Origin of the sequence: Saccharothrix sp. ST-888 (assembly GCF_000955975.1) — a bacterium.
GTDB lineage: Bacteria > Actinomycetota > Actinomycetes > Streptomycetales > Streptomycetaceae > Kitasatospora.
Map to the genome: position 1 here is coordinate 26,514 of NZ_JYJF01000008.1, position 17,446 is coordinate 43,959.

The following is a 17,446-nucleotide window of genomic DNA, read 5'->3' on the forward strand; positions in this document are numbered from 1 at the left end:
GGTTCGCATCCGATCCGGCGGGCCGCACGTCCACGGGAGCGCGTCCGCCGTCCCGGGCGTCGACGTGCTTACGGAAGTCGAACGGCGGCCCGCCGTTGCGCCCGGGCGGTGGTTCGCGGTGGCAGGGTGAACCCGTGTCCACCACCCGCCCGACCTCCCGTTCCGCGACCGTGCTCGCCCCCGCCCTCGCCGCCGGTGCGCTGGCCGTCCTGGTCGCCGCCCTCGCGCTGACCGTCACCCGGGGCGGCACGCTCGGCAACTCCCGCCCGTTGCACGGCTGGTACCTCGCCGACCTCGGCCTCTTCGCGCTGGCCGTGGCCCTGCTGCGGCGGGTGCCCGCGCGGCAGGTCGCCGGCCTGGTCCTGGTGGGAAGCGTGGCCGTCGCCGCCACCGGCCTGCTGGCCCCGCCGCGGACCAGCGACGACGTCTACCGGTACGTCTGGGACGGCCGGGTCCAGGCCGCCGGGATCTCCCCGTACCGGTACGCGCCCGACGACCCGCCGCTCGTGCGGCTCCGTGATCCCGCGCTCTTCCCGCCGGAGAGCAGCTGCACCGCCTGGAACGAGCGCCGGACCGCCACCGGCTCGTGCACCCACATCAACCGGCCCGCCGTGCACACCATTTACCCGCCGGTCGCCGAGTTCTGGTTCCTCGGCCTGCACATGGCCGGCGGAACGGTCCGGACGGCGCAGGTGGGCGGCGCGCTGCTCGCGGTCGCCACCACCGGGGCGCTGCTGCTGATCCGCCGTCAGGACTGGCGCGCCGGGCTGTGGGGCTGGTTCCCCGGGATCGCGATCTGGTCCGTCAACGACGCCCATGTGGACACGCTGGGCGCGCTGCTGCTGGTCGTCGCCCTCGGTCTGGCGGCCCGGCGGCAGGCCGTCGCCGGCGGCGTCGCGCTCGGCGCGGCCATCGCCACCAAGCTGCTGCCCGGACTCGCCCTGCCCGGCGCGATGTCCGGCGTGCTGGCCCGCCGTCCGCGCCCACGGGACCTGGTGCTGCCGTGCTCCGCACTGGCCGCCTTCGTGCTCGCCTACCTGCCGTACGTGCTCGCCTCGGGCACCGGGGTGATCGGCTACCTGCCCGGCTACCTGCGCGAGGAGGGGTACGAGGACGGCCAGATCGCCCGGTTCGGCCTGCTGCGGCTGGTGTTTCCGGCCGGCTGGGCGCCGTACGCGGCGGCGCTGGTGCTGGCGGTGGTCGTCCTGTACGTGCTGCGGCGCGGCGACCCGGCGCGGCCGTGGGGCGGCGCGCTGCTGGTCACCGGCACCGCGCTGCTGCTGGTCGCACCCGCCTACCCCTGGTACGGCCTGCTGGTCGTGGCGCTGGCCGCGCTGGACGGGCGCTGGGAGTGGCTGGCCGTGCCCGCCGCCGGCCAGGCGCTCTACCTGCTCGGCGGCGACGCCCAGCAGCCCGCCTACGCCGCCGCGTTGGCCGTCGTCCTGGTCGGTGTCGTGGTGCGACGGCTCCGGTCCGTCGCCATGGTCGTACCGAGCTGAGGAGTGGTCAACTGTGCGCCACGCGAGGCTGATCGGGGGAATCGTTTCACCGGGTTTGCGGCCTTTTAGGGTGATCCCTGTCCGACTTGGCACACCTGCCATCGAGAAGGAACACCTGATCATGCGTCTTCGCAACGCCGCAGCGGCGGCCGCCGCCGCTCTCTCGCTCGTCCTCACCCTGCCCACCTCGGCCAGTGCGGCCCAGGGCGAGTTCACCTACCGGTTCATCGGCCTGGACGGCGCTCCGCAGACCGGCCGGCTGCTCGACCCGGAGAGCCGGGAGTGCATCAACCTTCCCGAGGTGGCCGACCCGGACTCCTCCGAGCCCGCCGACTCGCCGCGCAACCGCACGGACGCGACCGCCACGGTCTTCAAGGACCCCGACTGTGAGGGCGACTACTTCACGCTCCGCCCGCTCACCGGTCACGGCTCCGAGCGCCTGAAGATCCGCTCGGTGGTCTTCTCCTGACGTACCGGACGTGCCGAATGCCTGCCCCGGCCCGCCGTGACGGACCGGGGCAGGCCGGTCATGGCCGCCGGTGGTCAGTGCCCGCGGCCGTCCTCCCGGCGCGTGGCCCGCGCGTGGTCGCGGTGTCCTGCACGAATGCGAAAGCGACCGGCCGTTCGGCGTCGGCCCGCCGGGCGTCCCGTGTCGCGAAGCCCGAGGTCAACTCCTCGGCGGAGCCGTCCGGTTACCATCGGTCGAGCACCTCCGCAGAACCGGGCCGACACGAGTGAGCGAGGCAGCAGCATGGGCGAGGGAACCACCGCGGACGCCGTCGAGACGGCACGCCGCTACTACGGAGCCAGCGAGGTGGACGGCTTCTACTCCGCCGTGTGGGGCGGGGAGGACATCCACACCGGCAGCTACGCCGATGAGCGCGAACCGATCGCGGCCGCGTCCCGGCGCACCGTCGAACGGGCCGCGGCGAAGATCGCCGACCGTCTCGGCCCCGAGGCCACGGTGCTGGACCTGGGATCGGGATACGGCGGCGCGACCCGCCATCTGGCGGAGCGCTTCGGCTGCCGGGTGGTCGCCCTCAACATCAGCGAGTCCCAGAACGAGCGGCACCGCAGGACCAATGCGGAGCGCGGTCTGGACCGGCTCGTCGAGGTGGTCACCGGTTCCTTCCAGGACATCCCGTTCCCCGACGGGCGGTTCGACGTGGTCTGGTCGCAGGAGGCGTTCTGTCACAGCCCCGACCGGACCCGGCTGCTGACGGAGGCGGTCCGGGTGCTCAGGCCGCAGGGGGATCTAATCTTCACCGATGTGATGGCGGCCGACGGCGTCCCGCCCGAGGCGCTGCGGACCGTCGTCGCGCGGCTGGAGGTGACCGCCCTCGCCGCACCGGAGTACTACCGCAAGCAGATCGCCGAACTCGGCCTCACCCGGATCGACTTCGAGGACGACAGCGCGCAGCTGCTCACCCACTACCTCCGGCTGGAGGAGGAGACCAGGCGGCGGGCGGCGGAACTCCGGGACCTTCTCGGCCCCGGCTATCTGGCGGGCCTGCTGGAGAACCTGCCGCTGTGGGTGGACGCCTGCCGGGCCGGCCGGCTGAGCTGGGGCATCTTCCACTGCCGCGGCGACCGCCAAGGCTGACTGCCGTGTGGGCCTGGGTGGTTGATCCTTGCACCGGGGAAATCGGTTGGTCTGCGGTCGAACCGGCCGGATTCCGTGGGAGGAGAGCGTCATGACCGCCATCGAGGGTGCCGTCGCGCTCGTCACGCCGTCGCCCGCCAGGGGCTGGACGGCATCGAGGCCGGAGCCTTCGAGGTGCTCGCGGACGAGACGTCCTGCCGGGTGAAGGCCGGGCTGTCCGGCGATCCGGCGGCCTGCTACCCGGAGCTCGGCGGGACGGCCCTCTGGTAGCGCGGCCGGTCCTGGGCCGCCGGTCGTGGGTGCGGGGGTGTTCAGACCGGCAGCAGCCGGGCCACGAGTTCGCCGAGGCGGCGTGCGTTGCGGCACGGGTGCATCTCGACGAGCCCGGCGTAGGCGTGGGCGGCGGAGTCGCCGGTGGACCAGAGCTCGATCCGCTCGGGGTTGAGCCAGTACACCCGGCGGGCGCGGTCGGCGATCCGGCCGAGGGCGGGCAGGTTGGGGTCCCGGCCGTTGTTGCGGGCGTCGCCCAGGATCAGGACGCAGGTGCGCGGGCCGACCGCGGCCAGATGCCGGTCGGCGAACTCGCCCAGTGCGGCGCCGTAGTCGCTGTTGCCGTGGAAGCCGAGCACCTTCGCCTCGGTGAGGATGCGCCGGCCGAGTGCGGCCGGGTCGGCGGAGCCCGCGGTGACCAGCCGGGTCACCTCGTCGGTGCGGTTGACGAAGGCGAAGACCCGGACCTTGCTGAACTGGTCGCGCATCGCCTGGACCAGCAGCATGGTGAAGTCCGCGAAGCCCGCCACCGAACCGGACACGTCGCACAGCAGGACGATCTCGGGCCGGCCCGGCCGGCGGCGGCGGTAGGCCGGGCGCAGCGGTACGCCGCCGGTGGAGAGCGAACGCCGCAGGGTGCGGCGCAGGTCGATCCGGCCGGCGTGGGCCTTCCGGCGGCGGGCGGCCAGCCGGGTGGCGAGCTTGCGGGCCAACGGCTGCACGGTCCGGCGCAGCTCGGCGAGTTGGTCCCGGTTCGCGGCCAGGAAGTCGACCCGGTCGGTGCTGGGGGCGATGGCGCGCTGGGCGATCCGCTCGGTGCCGCGCAGTTCGGCGGCGCGCCGCCGGGCCTCGGTGCCCACCTGGCCGCGGAAGCCCTGGATCCGGCGACGGATCTCGTCCGCGTCGAGCCGGTCGGTGAAGCCGGGCGACTGTCCTGCGCGGCGGGCGGCGAGCAGGCCGGCCAGCAGGGTCTCCGGTGCCAGGCGGCTGAGGGTCTGGTGCGCGGACCACCCCTGGGCGGCGGGGCTGGAGCCGTAGCGGCCGAGGGTGTTCACCGCCTCGCCCGCGAGCTGGGTGAGCGCCGAGCGGTCGTCGGCGGCGAGTGCCTCGGCCAGCCGCTCCCGCAGGTCGGCCAGGACGGCCCGGTCGGTGGGGTTGGTGGGGCTGACGGGGTTGGCCGGGCCGGTCGGCTCGGCCCCCGGGTCCGCTCGGGCGGCTTCGGGTGTGCCGACGCCGAGCGGGAAGTAGAGGTCGAAGGTCGCGTCGAACACGGCGCGTTGGCCGTCGGCCCGCAGCAGCGCGGCGGCGAGACCTTCGCGGATGTACGCGCGATCGGTCAGGCCGAGTGCCGCCAGGACGGCCCCGGCGTCGACGGTCTCACCGGGGCCGATCCGCATGCCGTGGTCCCGCAGTGCCTGGACGAATCCGGTCAGCCGCTCGGGAAGGCCGTGCACGGGCTCGCGCACGTCGGTCGCGGTCGGGTCGGCTCCGGTCACGTCAGGGTCAGCTTCCGGGTGGCCTTCAGCACGTCGTCCTGGTGCTTGAGGATCACCCCGAGGCTGTCGCGGACCACCGCCTCGTCCAGGGTGTCGGCGCCGAGCGCGAGCAGCGTCCGGGCCCAGTCGATGGTCTCCGCGACCGAGGGCGCCTTGCGGAGTTCCATGGCGCGCAGCGCGCCGACGACCTTGACCAGGGAGTCGGCGAGCACCTGGTCCAGCCCCGGCACCTTCAGCCGGACGATCCGCTGTTCGAGTGCGGCGTCGGGGAAGTCGAGGTGCAGGAACAGACAGCGGCGGCGCAGCGCCTCGGAGAGCTCGCGGGTCGCGTTGGAGGTGAGCAGCACGAACGGGCGGCGGGTCGCGGTGATCGTGCCGAGTTCGGGCACGGTGACCTGGAAGTCGCTCAGCACCTCCAGCAGCAGCCCCTCCACCTCCACGTCGGCCTTGTCGGTCTCGTCGATCAGCAGCACGGTCGGCTCGCTGCCGCGGATCGCGGTGAGCAGCGGGCGGGTGAGCAGGAACTCCTCGCCGAAGATGTCGGTACGGGCCTCGTCCCAGCTCTCGTCCCGTCCGGCGGTGATCCGCAGCAGCTGCTTGGCGTGGTTCCATTCGTACAGGGCGCGGGACTCGTCGATGCCTTCGTAGCACTGCAGGCGGACCAGTCTCGCCGCGCCGACGCGGGCGACCGCCTTCGCCAGCTCGGTCTTGCCGACCCCGGCCGGGCCCTCGACCAGCAGGGGCTTTCCGAGCCGGTCGGCCAGGAAGACCGTGGTGGCGACCGCAGGCGAGGCGAGGTAGCCCGCCTCGGCCAGCTTCGCGGACACATCGTCCACGGAGGTGAAGAACCCGGTCCCGGCCGGGTGCGTGCCGTCCTCGCTCATATCGCCGACTCCCCTTCGCCCACCATCGTGTGGAGTACCTTACTGGGCGGTCACTTGCCGGATCCGGTCAGGACCGAAGTCCCTCCCGTGGCGCGGCCCCGAACCGGCCGCTGTCTCGGCCCTCCTGACGGATGGCGAGGGGATGATGCCGTGTGCCGGGGTCGACGAACCGCTCGGTCAGGGCTGGGTGCAGGCCGCGGAGTTCGGGCTCACGCTGCCGCTGTCGTGCGCGATCGGCCGTGGGGACCGCGGGCGGGCGGAGCGATGGACCGGCGGCCGTCAGTGCGCGGTGGCGGCGAGCAGGCCGTGCAGGGACGCCTTCAGGTTGGTGACGAAGGAGTCGCGGGCCGCGTCGTCGAGGAGGTCCAGCGACAGGTACGGGTTCAGATCCTCCAACTCGACCAGCAGGAGCTCCCCTTCGGGTGTCCGGCAGGCGTCGACCCGCTGGATGCCGTGGTCGATGTCGTTCCAGTCGACGAAGCGCTGGGCGAAGCCGAGGTCGGCGGGGGAGGGGGCGTACGGCTCCAGGAGCCAGCGCTGGTCGGGGCGGGGGGCGTACAGGGCGTACTGGAAGGCGCGGTCGATGAAGTAGAACGAGACCTCGTAGCGGAAGTGGATCCGCGGCTGGACCAGGACGTCGCCGTGGGCCACGGCCGCGATCCGGTCCCGGGGGACGAACTCCAGACCTATCGAGTCCGCGCCCAGCCTGGGCTTGACCACGTACTCCGCCACCACGGGCAGGCGGTCGAGGTCCTGCGGGCGGTCGACGGTGGGGATGACCGGGTATCCGGCGGCGGACAGGTCGAGCAGGTACTGCTTGCCCGCCATGTCGCCCTTGCCGGAGAGCTGGTTGTAGAGGCGCGCGCCACGGGCGGCCGCCTGCTCGCGGAAGGCGTCGTACTGGGCCTGGTAGTGCAGCACCGGCCCGCTGTTGCGGACCACCACCACGTCGAAGGCGTCCATCAGCGCGGCCGCGTCCAGGGGGTGGCACAGGGCGATCTCGAAGTCCTCGCGGAGGCGGGCGGAGAGCCGGATGTCCTCGTCGCAGTACCGCCGCCCGCGTGCCTGGTAGGCCAGGTCGGTGACGTAGAGGACCTTGGGCTGGGAGGCGGCCATGCTTCTCCTGAAGATCGTTTGATGGCCAACCTACCTGCTTCTCCGGCGTCCGGCACCGGGGTTAGGGTGGGCACCGCGCAATGAAGGCACGCCCTCGCAGAGAGTGAAGGATCCGGTGGACTCCACTCAGGCCGTGGCCACGGGCCGGTACTTCCCGGACCACGGCGATCTCCGCTACCGGGTCCGGCGGTACGAACTGACGCTGGACTACCGGCCCGAGACCGACCGCCTCGCCGGCAGCGCCGGGATCGAGGCGCTCGCCGCCCAGGGGACCGACCGGCTGCGGGAGTTCGCGCTGGACCTGGCCGACTTCCGGATCGGGCGGGTGCTGGTGGACGGCCGGCCGGCGCACCACACCCATCGCGGCGGCAGACTGCGGATCCGCCCGGCCGAACCGCCGGCGGCGGGTGCGGCGTTCACCGTGGAGGTGCGGTGGTCCGGCAGGCCGAAGCCGGTCCGCAGCCCGTGGGGCGGCATCGGCTGGACGGAGACCACGCACGGCGCCCTGGTGGCCAGCCAGCCGGTCGGCGCGCCGTCCTGGTTCCCGTGCAACGACCGGCCGTCGGACAAGGCGAGCTACCTGATCTCGCTCACCGTGCCGTCCGCGTGCACCGTGGTGCTCGGCGGGCGCCTGCTGGCCCGGACCGCGCACGCGAGCACCACCACCTGGGTGTACGAGCAGCCTGCCCCCACCCCGGCCTACCTGGTCGGCCTGTCGATCGGCTCGTACCGGGAGGTCCGGCTGGACGATCCGCAGTCCGGTGCCGTCCCCCAGCTCGGGTACGTCCCGGCCCGCCTGGTGCCGCGCTTCGAGGCCGACTTCGGGCGGCAGCCCCGGATGATGCGGCTGTTCCAGGAGCTCTTCGGCCGCTACCCGTTCGGCGAGTACACGGTGGTGGTCGCTGACGAGGACCTGGACGTCCCGGTCGAGGCCCAGGGGCTCTCCTCCTTCGGGGCCAACCACCTGGACGGGCAACGCGGTTGGGAACGGCTGGTCGCCCACGAACTCGCCCACCAGTGGTTCGGCAACAGCGTCACCGTCGCCGACTGGCAGCACATCTGGCTGAACGAGGGCTTCGCCAAGTACGCCGAGTGGCTCTGGTCGGAGCACTCCGGCGGACCCGCAGCCCACACCCTGGCCGCCGCCGCGCACCGCCGACTCGCCGCCCTGCCACCGGACCTGCGGCTCGCCGACCCCGGCCGACGGCAGATGTTCGACGACCGCGTCTACGAGCGCGGCGGCCTCACCATGCACGCCCTGCGCTGCACCCTGGGCGACGAGACCTTCTTCGGACTGCTCCGCGACTGGACCACCGTCCACCGCCACTCGACCGTCACCACCGCCGACTTCACCGCCGCCGCCACCCGTCACGCCGGGCGGCCGCTGGACGCCTTCTTCGCGGCCTGGCTGACCGAACCGGCCCTCCCGCCCCTGCCCGCCGGTGCCGAGTCCGGTGGTGTGTAGCGCTGCTGTCGGCGCCGTTAAGCGGTGCTGTGTTCCGTCGGGTGGCCGCGTTCGGGCAGAGTGACCGGCAGGTCGCGGGGGCGTGCGCTGCGCTGTCGCTTGCTCGACGAGGTGATGGTCTTGTCCTGTTCCGCCATGAAACGCGCGCTCAATGCCGTGGCTGCCGTCCTGCTGCTCGCTGCCGGGACGGCGGCGTGCGGGTCCGGCTCATCGGGTTCGGCCGCTGCTGCGCCTGCCGGGCCTGCTGCGCCCGGGAATCCGGGGGCGGCCGGGGCGGCGCAGGCGGCGGCGTACCGGCTCGGCACACCCGGCAGCGCCGGCGGCTACGCCTTCCACCAGGCCACCGGTGCCAGCGAGCAGAAGATGTCGACGGAGGAGCAGCGGATCACCGGGCTGCTCGGGATCAGCGGTACGCCGGTCCGGGCGCTCTACGACGACGCCGCCGAGAACGAGTGGATCGTCTTCATCGGAGTCAACGGCACCGGCTTCGACCCGTCCCGACTGCACGCCAGGCTCTGGCAGCCGCCGATCACCCGACCGGACGGGTCGGGCAACCGGTCCACCCTCTCCTGGCAGGACGCCGACCCCGGGCCGCATGGCGGCCGGGCGATCTGCTCGGAGGAACTGCTGCAGTCGGGTGCCATGGCGGCCGAGAACAGCGCCTGCATGTGGATGACCCCGACCACCTTCGGCGAGGTCTCCTTCTATCCCAAGGGCTTCAGCGACCGCCTGCTCAAGGGCTTCACCACGGCCGATGCGGTCAACCTCATGCGAGGGATCCGCGCCGACGTCGAGCAGTCGGCGTAGCCGTCCACGGCTCTCGCCCCGCCCGGCCGCGAAGCGTGGGCGGGGCCGGCCCGGGTCTGCCGGGGTCGGGCAGTTCACCGGTGTGATGAACTGCTGGCCGTCAGGTCGGTTCGGAAGGGGCGTCATGGAGTTGGATCCCAGGCGGTTGCTGATGCTGCACGCCGTTGCGCAGTCCGGTGGGATGGCGGCGGCGGCCCGTCGGCTGGGGGTGACGCCGTCGGCGGTGTCGCAGGCGCTGGCCCGGTTGGAGAAGCAGGCGGGGCTGCCGCTGGTCGACCGGGACGGTCCCCGTGCGGAACTCACCGCGGCAGGACGGGCCTTGGCCGGTCGAGGGGCCCGCATCTCGGAGGAACTCGCCGCCGCGGCACGGGACCTGGCCGCGCACGACGGGCGTATCGCCGGTCCGGTGGCCATCGGAGTGACCCTGGGTGTCCTCACCACCATGGCGACCAGGGTGATTCCGCTGCTCGCTGCCGAACACCCCGCCCTGGCCGCCGGGTTGCGCGAGATCGAGTACCCGGCCAGCCTGCAGGAACTCCGGCAGGGGCGGCTGGACGTCGTCGTCGTCACCGCCGACCGGGACCACGCCCCGACACCGCCCGCCGGTACCGCGGACCGGGTGGTCATGGAGGACGAGTACCGGCTGGTCGTACCGGAGAGCTGGTCCCCGGCCCCGACGTCGATCGCCGAGCTCGACGGCCGTCCGTGGATCAGCGCGCCGCCCGACTCCGCGCGCGGTCACGCCCTCGCCCGGCTCCTCGGTGACCAAAGACCCGCACCGGCCCGCGAGCACCTGGCGGTCACGCCCACCGCCGTACAGGCGATGCTGGCAGCGCAGTTGGGCGCCGTGGTCCTGCCGGCCAGCTCCGCCGCCCAGATGCAGCGCCGGACGGTGACCACGATCCCGGTCCCGGGCACGTTCCAGACCCGGGTGCTCTACCGCACCGCGCCCGGCGGTCCGCCCCCGGCCGTCGGCGCGGTCCTGGCGGCGCTGCGCGGGGCCGTCCACGCCGCCGCCGAGGAACTCGCGGCACGAGGTGTCCTGGAACGCGAGCCGATCGTGAAGCCCCGGCTGGGAAGGTGAGCTTAGAGGTACTCCGCCGGTTCTTGAGGGTCAGTCCCGGCCTTGTCGCACGGCGTCGGCCTTCACAGCCAGGCGGGCTGCTCCCCGAGCGCCTGTCGCAGCCGGACCACGGTGCCGCGCATGGCGTCGCGGGCCACCGGGTCCGCGCACCACTCGCCGGAGGCCTCCAGAAGCTCGGCGGCAGCCTCGGCCACGGCCGCAGGCAGCGAGATCTCGCGCAGGTCGTGCAGGCGGGCGGCGGCCCGCAGCCCCACCACGGACTGCTCGGCGGCGGGTACGCCGGACGGACAGGTGTGCGGGTTGACGGCGGTCGGGGCGAGCAGGTGCTGGGGTGTTCCGCTGTCCCGGGCCGGTTGGGCGGGATGGTTGGCCTGGAACTCGTAGACGGTCATACCCGGTGAAACAGCCGTAGGGCTGTTGTGGTCACGGCATACGGCCCGGTCGGCCCGGTCAGCCCGACCGGCGGGGGAGAATCCGCCGGAGCGGTGGGGAGGCGGCCGGAGTCCGCTCCTGGCCGGCACCGGTGTCGAAGCACGGCGCCAGCGCCGCGACCGTCCGGCCGCCCTGCTCCGACGGCCGCCGGGAACACCACCGGGCCCGCCCGGCTCTCTGCGGAAACCATGCGGAACGCGCATCCGGCGCCGTTTTGGGCCGGTCGGCGCGTCGCCCGTGCCCGTCTCGCCAGCCGGGCGGGCCGGGCGGACAGTTGGAAAGGGGCCCGCAGGGAGGCTGGATGACCATGGACCGATACCCGCCGATCGCCGACCACGGCCTCGTCGGCGACCTGCAGACCGCCGCGCTGGTCTCCTCCCAGGGCGTCGTGGACTGGTTCGCGGCCCCCCGGTTCGACTCGCCCAGCATCTTCGCCGCGCTGCTCGACCACGACCGCGGCGGCTACTTCCTCCTCGGACCCGAGGACCGGAGCGCCACCTGCAAACAGCTCTACTACCCGGACACCGCGGTCCTGGTGACGCGGTTCATGTCGCCCGACGGGGTCGGCGAGGTCTACGACTACATGCCGCCGGACCGGACGGGCGCGCCCGCCGACCGGCACGTCCTGGTCCGCGGGGTGCGGGCCGTGCGCGGCACGGTGCGCTTCGTCATGGAGTGCCGGCCGCGCTTCGACTACGGCCGGGCCGCCCACGACCTCGACCTGCGGGCCGACACCGCCACCTTCCGGGCGCCGGGTGTCACCGCGCACCTGCAGAGCACCTTCCCGCTCCGGCCGGACGCCCGGGACGTACGCGGCGCGGTCACCCTCAACGCGGGGGAGACGGCCGCCGCCGTCCTCACCGTCGGCGGACCGGACGCGGAGGCACCGCCGCCCCCGACCCCGGACGGCGTGGCCGAGCAGCTGTGGGAGGTCGTGGACTTCTGGCACCGCTGGGTACGCGCCTCCCGGTACCGCGGCCGGTGGCAGGGCATGGTCAACCGGTCCGCCATCACCCTCAAGCTGCTCACCTACGCCCCGACGGGCGCCCCCGTCGCCGCGGCCACCATGGGCCTGCCCGAGCAGGTCGGCGGTGAGCGCAACTGGGACTACCGCTACACCTGGGTCCGCGACGGCTCGCTGTCCGTACGAGCGCTGCTCGACCTCGGGTTCACCGAGGAGGCCGCCCAGTTCACCGGCTGGCTGGGCGACCGGCTGCGGGGCGGGGAGGGCGTCGGCGGAGAACCGCTCCGAATCATGTACCGGGTGGACGGCGACCCCGCGCTCACGGAGGAGATCCTCGAGCACCTGGAGGGCTACCGCGGCTCCTACCCCGTGCGCGCGGGCAACGCCGCCGCCGGGCAACTGCAGCTCGACATCTACGGCGAGGCGCTCTACGCCCTGGCCGAGGGCCATGAGGTCTCGCTGCGGGCCGGCTACCACGGCTGGAAGAACCTGGCCCGGACGCTGGACTGGCTCGCCGACTCCTGGGACCGCCCCGACGAGGGCATCTGGGAGACCCGGGGCGGACGCAAGGACTTCACCTTCAGCCGGGTGATGTGCTGGGTGGCCTTCGACCGCGGCCTGCGGCTGGCGGCCGACTACAGCCGCCCCGCCGACACCGTCCGCTGGACCGCCGCTCGCGACGCCATCCTCGAACAGGTGATGGAGCGCGGCTGGAACGCCAGGGAGCAGGCCCTCGTCCAGTCCTACGGGGGCGAGGTCCTCGACGCCGCGCTGCTGCTCATCCCCCGGGTCGGGTTCCTGGCCCCCCGGACCGAGAGCTGGCTGTCCACGCTGGACGCCATGGACCGCACGCTGGTGTCCGACAGCCTGGTCTACCGCTACGACCCGGTGGCCTCGCCCGACGGTCTGCGCGGTTCCGAAGGCACCTTCAGCCTCTGCACCTTCCTCTACGTGGACGCCCTGGCCCGGGCCGGCCGGCTCCGCCTGGCGCGCTACGCCTTCGAGAAGATGCAGACCTATGCCAACCACGTCGGCCTCTTCGCGGAGGAGATCGGCCCCAGCGGCGAGCAACTGGGCAACTTCCCACAGGCGTTCACCCACCTCTCGCTGATCATGGCGGCCACCACCCTCGACGACGCCCTCGACCGCCAGCGCGACCGGCCGTAGCAACCCGGCCCCCGGGCACCGCGATGCCCCGGCCCGCCCGTACGGGGCAGACCGGGGCGCCGGGGGAGCGGTGCCAGGTGATGTCGCCAGAGGCCGTGCCCACCTGAGCACCCGCAGCAACTGGTCAGCGCAGAAGGTGGATTGAAGGTGCTCCCCACTGTGCCGGCGGGGACCTTCGTGTCTCGTGGGAGTCAGGCGGCTTTGAGCCGCGCCACCTCGGCCGCCCGCTGATCGAGCCGCCTCACGGCTCGCACCTCGGTGAACGGCGCGATCCCGGACCGCAGCGCGCGGAAGTGCGAATCTCCTCGCGCCGAGCTGATCACGGCGTAGTCGGATGGGGTCTCCGCGCCCCGTACGACCGGATCGAGGCGACCCGCTCCGTTCGCCGGGTGCCGGCGGCCCGGGTCCGGCAGATGCACACCCAGGTACCTGGTGTCGAGGCGTGACCGATGAGCATCAGAGTGGGTTGAGGCGGGCCTTGAGCAGGCAGAACTCATTACCTTCGGGGTCGACCAGGACATGCCACTGCTCCTGCCCTGTCTGGCCGATGTCGGCCGGGCGCGCGCCGAGCTCCAGAAGGCGTTGGAGCTCGGCGTCCTGATCGCGGTCGGTGGCGTTGACGTCGATGTGCAGCCGGGATTTCCCCTGCTCCGGCTCATCCCTGCGACTGAGGATGATCGTCGGCTGCGGACCGCCGAACCCTTCGCGCGGACCGATCTCCAGCGAGCCGTCGTCCTCGCGATCGAGCACGACGAAGTCCAGGACCTCGCACCAGAACCGCGCCAGCACCTCAGGGTCGCGGCAACCGAGCACGAGCTCACTGATACGACATGCCATTGACGAAACCTGCCTCTCAGTCCGGGAACTGCCGGGAGACCACACGCGAACCTCATGGGCTCCCAGCAGTGAAACAATCCCGCGACCGTAGCGGACGGGGCGAGCACGGGCGAAATGATTTCAGGGCCGACCCGGTCCGGGCAGCCGGGCAAGGCCGTTGGCCACGCAGCAGGGAAACTCAGGGCTTGAGTCCGTCGAAGGCGATGCCCAGGTGCCGGGGCCCGCGCAGGACCGCGTTCTGGCGGTACGGGGGAGGGTCCTCGACCAGGCGCGGGTTGTCGAGCCGGCGGACGAGTTCGGTCAGGGCGAGCTGTGCCTCCAGCCGGGCGAGCGGGGCACCGAAGCAGTTGTGGATGCCGCTGCCGAAACCCAGGTGCTGGTTGTCGGGACGGTCGGGAATGAACCGGTCGGGGTCGAGGAACCGCTGGGGATCCCGGTTGCCGGAGGCGAGCACGAGATAGACCGACGCGCCCTTGGGGATGGTGGTCCCGGCGATGTCGATGTCGGCCAGGGCGTTGCGCTGCGGCAGCAGTTGCACGGGGGGCTCGAAGCGCAGCAGCTCCTCCACCAGCGGGACGGCCAGGCCGGGGTCGTCCCGCAGTCGCTGGAGGACGTCGGGGTTGCGCAGCAGGGTGAGCATCCCGTTGGTGATGAGGTTGACCGTGGTCTCGTGGCCGGCGATCAGCAGCAGCGACGAGGTGGTGACCATTTCCACCGGTGTCAGCTGTCCGTCCGGGCCGTGGTCGGTGGCCATGGCGGAGAGCATGTCGTCGCGGGGCGAGCGACGGCGCTCCTCGATCAGACCGGCCAGATAGGCGGCGAGGCCGGCCCGGGCCTGCCGGACGGCTTGCTTCTGGGCTTCGCGCTCCTCGTCCGTGCCGACCGGGTCGAGGCCGGCGGCGATCGTGTCGGCCCAGGTGTGGAAGCGGGTCTCGTCCTCGCGTGGGACACCGAGCAGCCGGCAGATCACCGTGACGGGGAAGGGGTAGGAGAAGTCGTCGACGAGGTCGATCGTCCGGCGGTCGCGGAAGGCGTCGATGAGCCCGGAGACGATACCGGCGAGTTCGCCGTGCATGTCGTACACCCGTCGAGGGGTGTGCGGGGGGCCGAACGGGCGCATGGCCAGTCGGCGCAGCCGGTCGTGCTCGGGAGGGTCGAGCCGGAGGAAGTTCGGCGGCAGTTCGGGGTCCTGGTCCTGGCCGGTGGCCTTGGCCGCCTGGGGGCTCAGATTGCGCGCGTCGGAGCTGATCCGCGGGTCGTGGAGCAGGCTGTGGATCTCCCAGTACGTGCTCACCAGGTAGGGGCCCGCCTCGTCCTGCACCACCGGGGTCTTCCGGAGTTCGGCGTACAGGGGGTACGGGTCGGCGCGGTTGGCGAAGTCGGTGATCTGGTGCAGGAGTGCGACCGACGTCATCGTGTGGATCCTTCCTGTCAGGCGTGGAGGGGCGTGAACGAGATCCGCCGGTCGATCGGTGAGTGGCCGCTGAGGGTGACCGTGGGGCCGTGGGAGGGAAGTGAGGGGTCGGGGAACTCGGCCGGTACCGGATGCGCCTCTTCGGGCCGCCGGTCGACCGTGCCGAACTCGGGCGGGAACGGCGCGGCCCGTTCGATCTGCTGCTGGTAGAACTCCAGCCACTTCGCCTGGTCGAAGGTGACGGCGGCGATGACGCGGCCCTGGTGGCCGTAGACCGCGGTGAAGCGCCGCTCGGCCAGCGAGCCCTGGACGACCATGATCTCGTCGGCCATCGGCGGCACACCGACGGACTTGATGTTGACGCCGAACTGCGCCGACCAGAAGGACGGCGTCCAGATGTGCGGACGGCGGTCCGAACTGGCGCTGATCATGTTGTGGGCCGCGGTCTCGGCCTGCGCGATCGCGTTGCCCCAGTGCTCCAGGGAGAGGAACTGGTAGCCGAAGAGCGGGTGCGGCGAGCGGGCCACGTCCCCGGCGACGAAGACGTCGTCCGTGACGATGCCGCGCACGTCGAAGGCCCGGCAGCCGGCGTCACAGGCGATCCCGCGCGGGCCCGCGCCCAGACCGGAGGAGGCGAGCCACTCGGTGTTGCGCGTCGCGCCCAGGCAGACGACCGCCACCTCGGCCTCGACCGTGCTGCCGTCGGAGAGGTGCGCGCACCGCAGACGCCCGGCGGGGTCCCCCTCAAGCCCGGTCACCGTCACCCCGCAGCGCAGGTCGACACCGGCCTCACGCTGCATGTTCGCGGCCACCTCGCCCACCACGCCGCCGAGCGCACCCACCAGCGGCGCCGCCCCGCGTTCGGCGACGGTGACCTCCAGCCCCCGCTCGCGGCAGGCGGAGGCGATCTCGGAGCCGGTGAAACCGGCCCCGATGACCAGCACCCGGCGCGGGCCCGCGCTCAGCCGCCGGTGCAGCTGCGCCGCGTCGTCCGTGGTGCGCAGCACGAAGACCCCGTCCAGGTCTGCCTCCAGCTCGTGCGGCCAGGGGCGGGCACGGACGCCGGTCGTGATCAGCAGCCGGTCGTACTCGACCGCGTCGCCGTCGGCGAGCTGCACCCGCTTCTGCGCCACGTCCAGACCGGTGGCCGCGACCCCGAGCCGCCACTGCGCGTCCAGCGCCCGGCGCGGGGGCAGCGCCGTGTGGTCGGCGGGCACCCTGCCGAGCAGGACCTGCTTGGACAACGGCGGTCGGTCGTACGGCTCGTAGGGCTCGTCGCCGATCATGGTGAGAGTGCCGGCGAAGCCCTCCTCCCGCAGCGTCTCGGCGGCCCGCAGACCCGCCAGCGAGGCGCCCACGACGACGATCCGTCCCTCGCGCCTGAACTTCTCCAGCGATCCGTCAAGCGACATGGGAGGCACCCGCCCTGCCTGCGGTCGCCGCGCCGTCCTCGGCCTCCACGATGATGGCCTTCACCGGGCATGCCGCCGCAGCGCGCAGTACGTGCTCCCGCTGCGCCTCATCGGCCCGTGGGTCGTACATCAGCGCCTCGTCACCGTGCATGGTGAACACCTCCGGGGCGAGGAAGGCACACTGCGCATACCCCTGGCATCGGTTGAGATCAACGACAAGCCTCATGAGGTCTCCGTTTTCTTCGCCGGCATGGTCCCGGGCGCCACCGCTGGGGTGCGCCGGCATCCAGCCCGGGCACGGGATGTCCCCGGCCAGGATGGAAGAGTCCCGGGGGAGGCGCACGTCCACCCGGTCAACGGGGTGAGGCGCCGCAGGCGGCCGACCGGTGGCACCGTCCCGGCCCCGGGCTGCGCCCCGGTCGCCTGACGGTGGCCGTCGATCGCCGTGCGCAAAGTTGAGCAGATTGTCCCGCCCCGCCCTCGGTAGCGTCGGCCCCGGCTCGCCGAATCGGCTCAGGAGGCGCGATGACCACCATGTACGAGCACGTCGGAGGGGAATCGGCGATACGGAGGTTCGCCGAGCACTTCCACGGCACGGTGCTGCGCGATGCGCTGCTGGAGCCGCTGTTCGCCCACGGCTCGGGCCACCACGTCGACCACCTGACGGCGTTCTTCGTCGAGATGCTCGGCGGCTCCCGGGGCTACTCCGACAAGGTCGGCGGCTTCGGCGCGCTGATGCTCGCCCACCTCGGCCGGAACATCTCCGACGAGCAGGGGGAACGTTTCGTCGCGCTGATGCTGGCGGCCGCCGACGTCACCGGACTTCCTGCGGACGAGCGCTTCCGGGAGGCCCTCGCCGCCAACGTGCGCAAGGCCGCGGGGTTCTCCGTGAAGATCTCGCGCTCCGACACCCCGCCCTACCGGCCGCCCTATCCGGAGCTCAGCCCCTGGCAGTGGTGACTGCCGGCGTCCGATCCGTACCCGCTCCTGCCCGGC

General features: G+C 72.8%; 17 protein-coding genes. 9 read left to right on the forward strand and 8 right to left on the reverse strand.

Annotation, left to right across the window (positions count from 1 at the left end; all coding sequences use genetic code 11):
- The first annotated feature begins 134 nt into the window (after positions 1–134).
- The 4 genes from UK12_RS05670 to UK12_RS40945 all read left to right on the forward strand — a co-directional run bounded on the left by UK12_RS05670 (position 135) and on the right by UK12_RS40945 (position 3,372).
- Positions 135–1,499: a hypothetical protein gene (locus UK12_RS05670; protein WP_052681602.1), complete on the forward strand. Its 1,365-nt coding sequence runs from the start codon at positions 135–137 to the stop codon at positions 1,497–1,499.
- 121 nt (positions 1,500–1,620) lie between these two features.
- Complete coding sequence (locus UK12_RS05675; protein WP_045300222.1) at positions 1,621–1,968, forward strand: hypothetical protein; 348 nt, start codon at positions 1,621–1,623, stop codon at positions 1,966–1,968.
- A gap of 282 nt (positions 1,969–2,250) precedes the next feature.
- Positions 2,251–3,102, forward strand: a complete 852-nt coding sequence (locus UK12_RS05680; protein ID WP_045300224.1) for an SAM-dependent methyltransferase — start codon at positions 2,251–2,253, stop codon at positions 3,100–3,102.
- A gap of 75 nt (positions 3,103–3,177) precedes the next feature.
- Complete coding sequence (locus UK12_RS40945; RefSeq protein ID WP_197084594.1) at positions 3,178–3,372, forward strand: hypothetical protein; 195 nt, start codon at positions 3,178–3,180, stop codon at positions 3,370–3,372.
- 41 nt (positions 3,373–3,413) lie between these two features.
- Here the strand turns inward: UK12_RS40945 and UK12_RS05685 are convergent, their stop codons facing one another.
- The 3 genes from UK12_RS05685 to UK12_RS05695 all read right to left on the reverse strand — a co-directional run bounded on the left by UK12_RS05685 (position 3,414) and on the right by UK12_RS05695 (position 6,868).
- Positions 3,414–4,769 (reverse strand): vWA domain-containing protein, encoded by a 1,356-nt coding sequence (locus tag UK12_RS05685; RefSeq protein WP_082119344.1) that lies wholly within the window; start codon positions 4,767–4,769, stop codon positions 3,414–3,416.
- A gap of 95 nt (positions 4,770–4,864) precedes the next feature.
- Positions 4,865–5,752 carry an AAA family ATPase gene (locus tag UK12_RS05690; RefSeq protein WP_045300226.1) on the reverse strand — a complete coding sequence of 296 codons (888 nt, stop codon included), beginning with the start codon at positions 5,750–5,752 and terminating at the stop codon, positions 4,865–4,867.
- A gap of 279 nt (positions 5,753–6,031) precedes the next feature.
- Positions 6,032–6,868, reverse strand: a complete 837-nt coding sequence (locus UK12_RS05695) for a hypothetical protein (protein ID WP_045300228.1) — start codon at positions 6,866–6,868, stop codon at positions 6,032–6,034.
- A gap of 115 nt (positions 6,869–6,983) precedes the next feature.
- Between UK12_RS05695 and UK12_RS05700 the strand changes: the two genes are divergently transcribed.
- The 3 genes from UK12_RS05700 (at position 6,984) to UK12_RS05710 (ending at position 10,224) form a co-directional block, all read left to right on the forward strand.
- On the forward strand, positions 6,984–8,333 hold the full coding sequence (locus UK12_RS05700) for a M1 family metallopeptidase (protein ID WP_231591054.1): 1,350 nt from the start codon (positions 6,984–6,986) through the stop codon (positions 8,331–8,333).
- Between the two features lie 135 nt (positions 8,334–8,468).
- Positions 8,469–9,140: a hypothetical protein gene (locus UK12_RS05705; protein WP_045300230.1), complete on the forward strand. Its 672-nt coding sequence runs from the start codon at positions 8,469–8,471 to the stop codon at positions 9,138–9,140.
- Between the two features lie 124 nt (positions 9,141–9,264).
- Complete coding sequence (locus tag UK12_RS05710; protein ID WP_045300232.1) at positions 9,265–10,224, forward strand: LysR family transcriptional regulator; 960 nt, start codon at positions 9,265–9,267, stop codon at positions 10,222–10,224.
- 62 nt (positions 10,225–10,286) lie between these two features.
- On the opposite strand, the gene UK12_RS05715 is transcribed toward UK12_RS05710, so the two are convergent.
- Complete coding sequence (locus tag UK12_RS05715; RefSeq protein WP_045300234.1) at positions 10,287–10,616, reverse strand: hypothetical protein; 330 nt, start codon at positions 10,614–10,616, stop codon at positions 10,287–10,289.
- Between the two features lie 341 nt (positions 10,617–10,957).
- Between UK12_RS05715 and UK12_RS05720 the strand changes: the two genes are divergently transcribed.
- Complete coding sequence (locus tag UK12_RS05720) at positions 10,958–12,787, forward strand: glycoside hydrolase family 15 protein (RefSeq protein ID WP_231591055.1); 1,830 nt, start codon at positions 10,958–10,960, stop codon at positions 12,785–12,787.
- 456 nt (positions 12,788–13,243) lie between these two features.
- Here UK12_RS05720 and UK12_RS05730 read toward each other — a convergent pair whose 3' ends face one another.
- The 4 genes from UK12_RS05730 to UK12_RS05745 form a co-directional block, all read right to left on the reverse strand.
- The gene (locus tag UK12_RS05730; protein ID WP_045300238.1) at positions 13,244–13,624 is read right to left on the reverse strand and encodes a VOC family protein; all 381 of its coding nucleotides are present in this window, start codon (positions 13,622–13,624) and stop codon (positions 13,244–13,246) included.
- Between the two features lie 178 nt (positions 13,625–13,802).
- Positions 13,803–15,038, reverse strand: a complete 1,236-nt coding sequence (locus UK12_RS05735) for a cytochrome P450 (protein ID WP_045300239.1) — start codon at positions 15,036–15,038, stop codon at positions 13,803–13,805.
- 17 nt (positions 15,039–15,055) lie between these two features.
- Entirely contained in the window at positions 15,056–16,450 is a 1,395-nt protein-coding gene (locus UK12_RS05740; protein ID WP_045300240.1) for an NAD(P)/FAD-dependent oxidoreductase, read from the reverse strand.
- Entirely contained in the window at positions 16,440–16,676 is a 237-nt protein-coding gene (locus tag UK12_RS05745; RefSeq protein ID WP_045300242.1) for a ferredoxin, read from the reverse strand. Before UK12_RS05745 ends, UK12_RS05740 begins: the two co-directional genes overlap by 11 nt.
- Positions 16,677–16,975: 299 nt before the next feature.
- Here UK12_RS05745 and UK12_RS05750 point away from each other — a divergent pair, with 299 nt between their 5' ends.
- Complete coding sequence (locus tag UK12_RS05750; protein ID WP_045300244.1) at positions 16,976–17,410, forward strand: group II truncated hemoglobin; 435 nt, start codon at positions 16,976–16,978, stop codon at positions 17,408–17,410.
- The last annotated feature ends 36 nt before the right edge of the window (positions 17,411–17,446 follow it).

Bases quoted from the DNA above. Each gene is read 5' to 3' on its own strand.
- UK12_RS05705 (WP_045300230.1), top strand. From the start codon at position 8,469: ATGAAACGCGCGCTCAATGCCGTGGCTGCCGTCCTGCTGCTCGCTGCC.
- UK12_RS05675 (WP_045300222.1), top strand. From the start codon at position 1,621: ATGCGTCTTCGCAACGCCGCAGCGGCGGCCGCCGCCGCTCTCTCGCTC.
- UK12_RS05685 (WP_082119344.1), bottom strand. From the start codon at position 4,769: ATGCGGATCGGCCCCGGTGAGACCGTCGACGCCGGGGCCGTCCTGGCG.
- UK12_RS05730 (WP_045300238.1), bottom strand. From the start codon at position 13,624: ATGGCATGTCGTATCAGTGAGCTCGTGCTCGGTTGCCGCGACCCTGAG.
- UK12_RS05695 (WP_045300228.1), bottom strand. From the start codon at position 6,868: ATGGCCGCCTCCCAGCCCAAGGTCCTCTACGTCACCGACCTGGCCTAC.
- UK12_RS05690 (WP_045300226.1), bottom strand. From the start codon at position 5,752: ATGAGCGAGGACGGCACGCACCCGGCCGGGACCGGGTTCTTCACCTCC.
- UK12_RS05745 (WP_045300242.1), bottom strand. From the start codon at position 16,676: ATGAGGCTTGTCGTTGATCTCAACCGATGCCAGGGGTATGCGCAGTGT.
- UK12_RS05715 (WP_045300234.1), bottom strand. From the start codon at position 10,616: ATGACCGTCTACGAGTTCCAGGCCAACCATCCCGCCCAACCGGCCCGG.
- UK12_RS05735 (WP_045300239.1), bottom strand. From the start codon at position 15,038: ATGACGTCGGTCGCACTCCTGCACCAGATCACCGACTTCGCCAACCGC.
- UK12_RS05720 (WP_231591055.1), top strand. From the start codon at position 10,958: ATGACCATGGACCGATACCCGCCGATCGCCGACCACGGCCTCGTCGGC.
- UK12_RS05740 (WP_045300240.1), bottom strand. From the start codon at position 16,450: ATGTCGCTTGACGGATCGCTGGAGAAGTTCAGGCGCGAGGGACGGATC.
- UK12_RS05680 (WP_045300224.1), top strand. From the start codon at position 2,251: ATGGGCGAGGGAACCACCGCGGACGCCGTCGAGACGGCACGCCGCTAC.
- UK12_RS05750 (WP_045300244.1), top strand. From the start codon at position 16,976: ATGACCACCATGTACGAGCACGTCGGAGGGGAATCGGCGATACGGAGG.
- UK12_RS05710 (WP_045300232.1), top strand. From the start codon at position 9,265: ATGGAGTTGGATCCCAGGCGGTTGCTGATGCTGCACGCCGTTGCGCAG.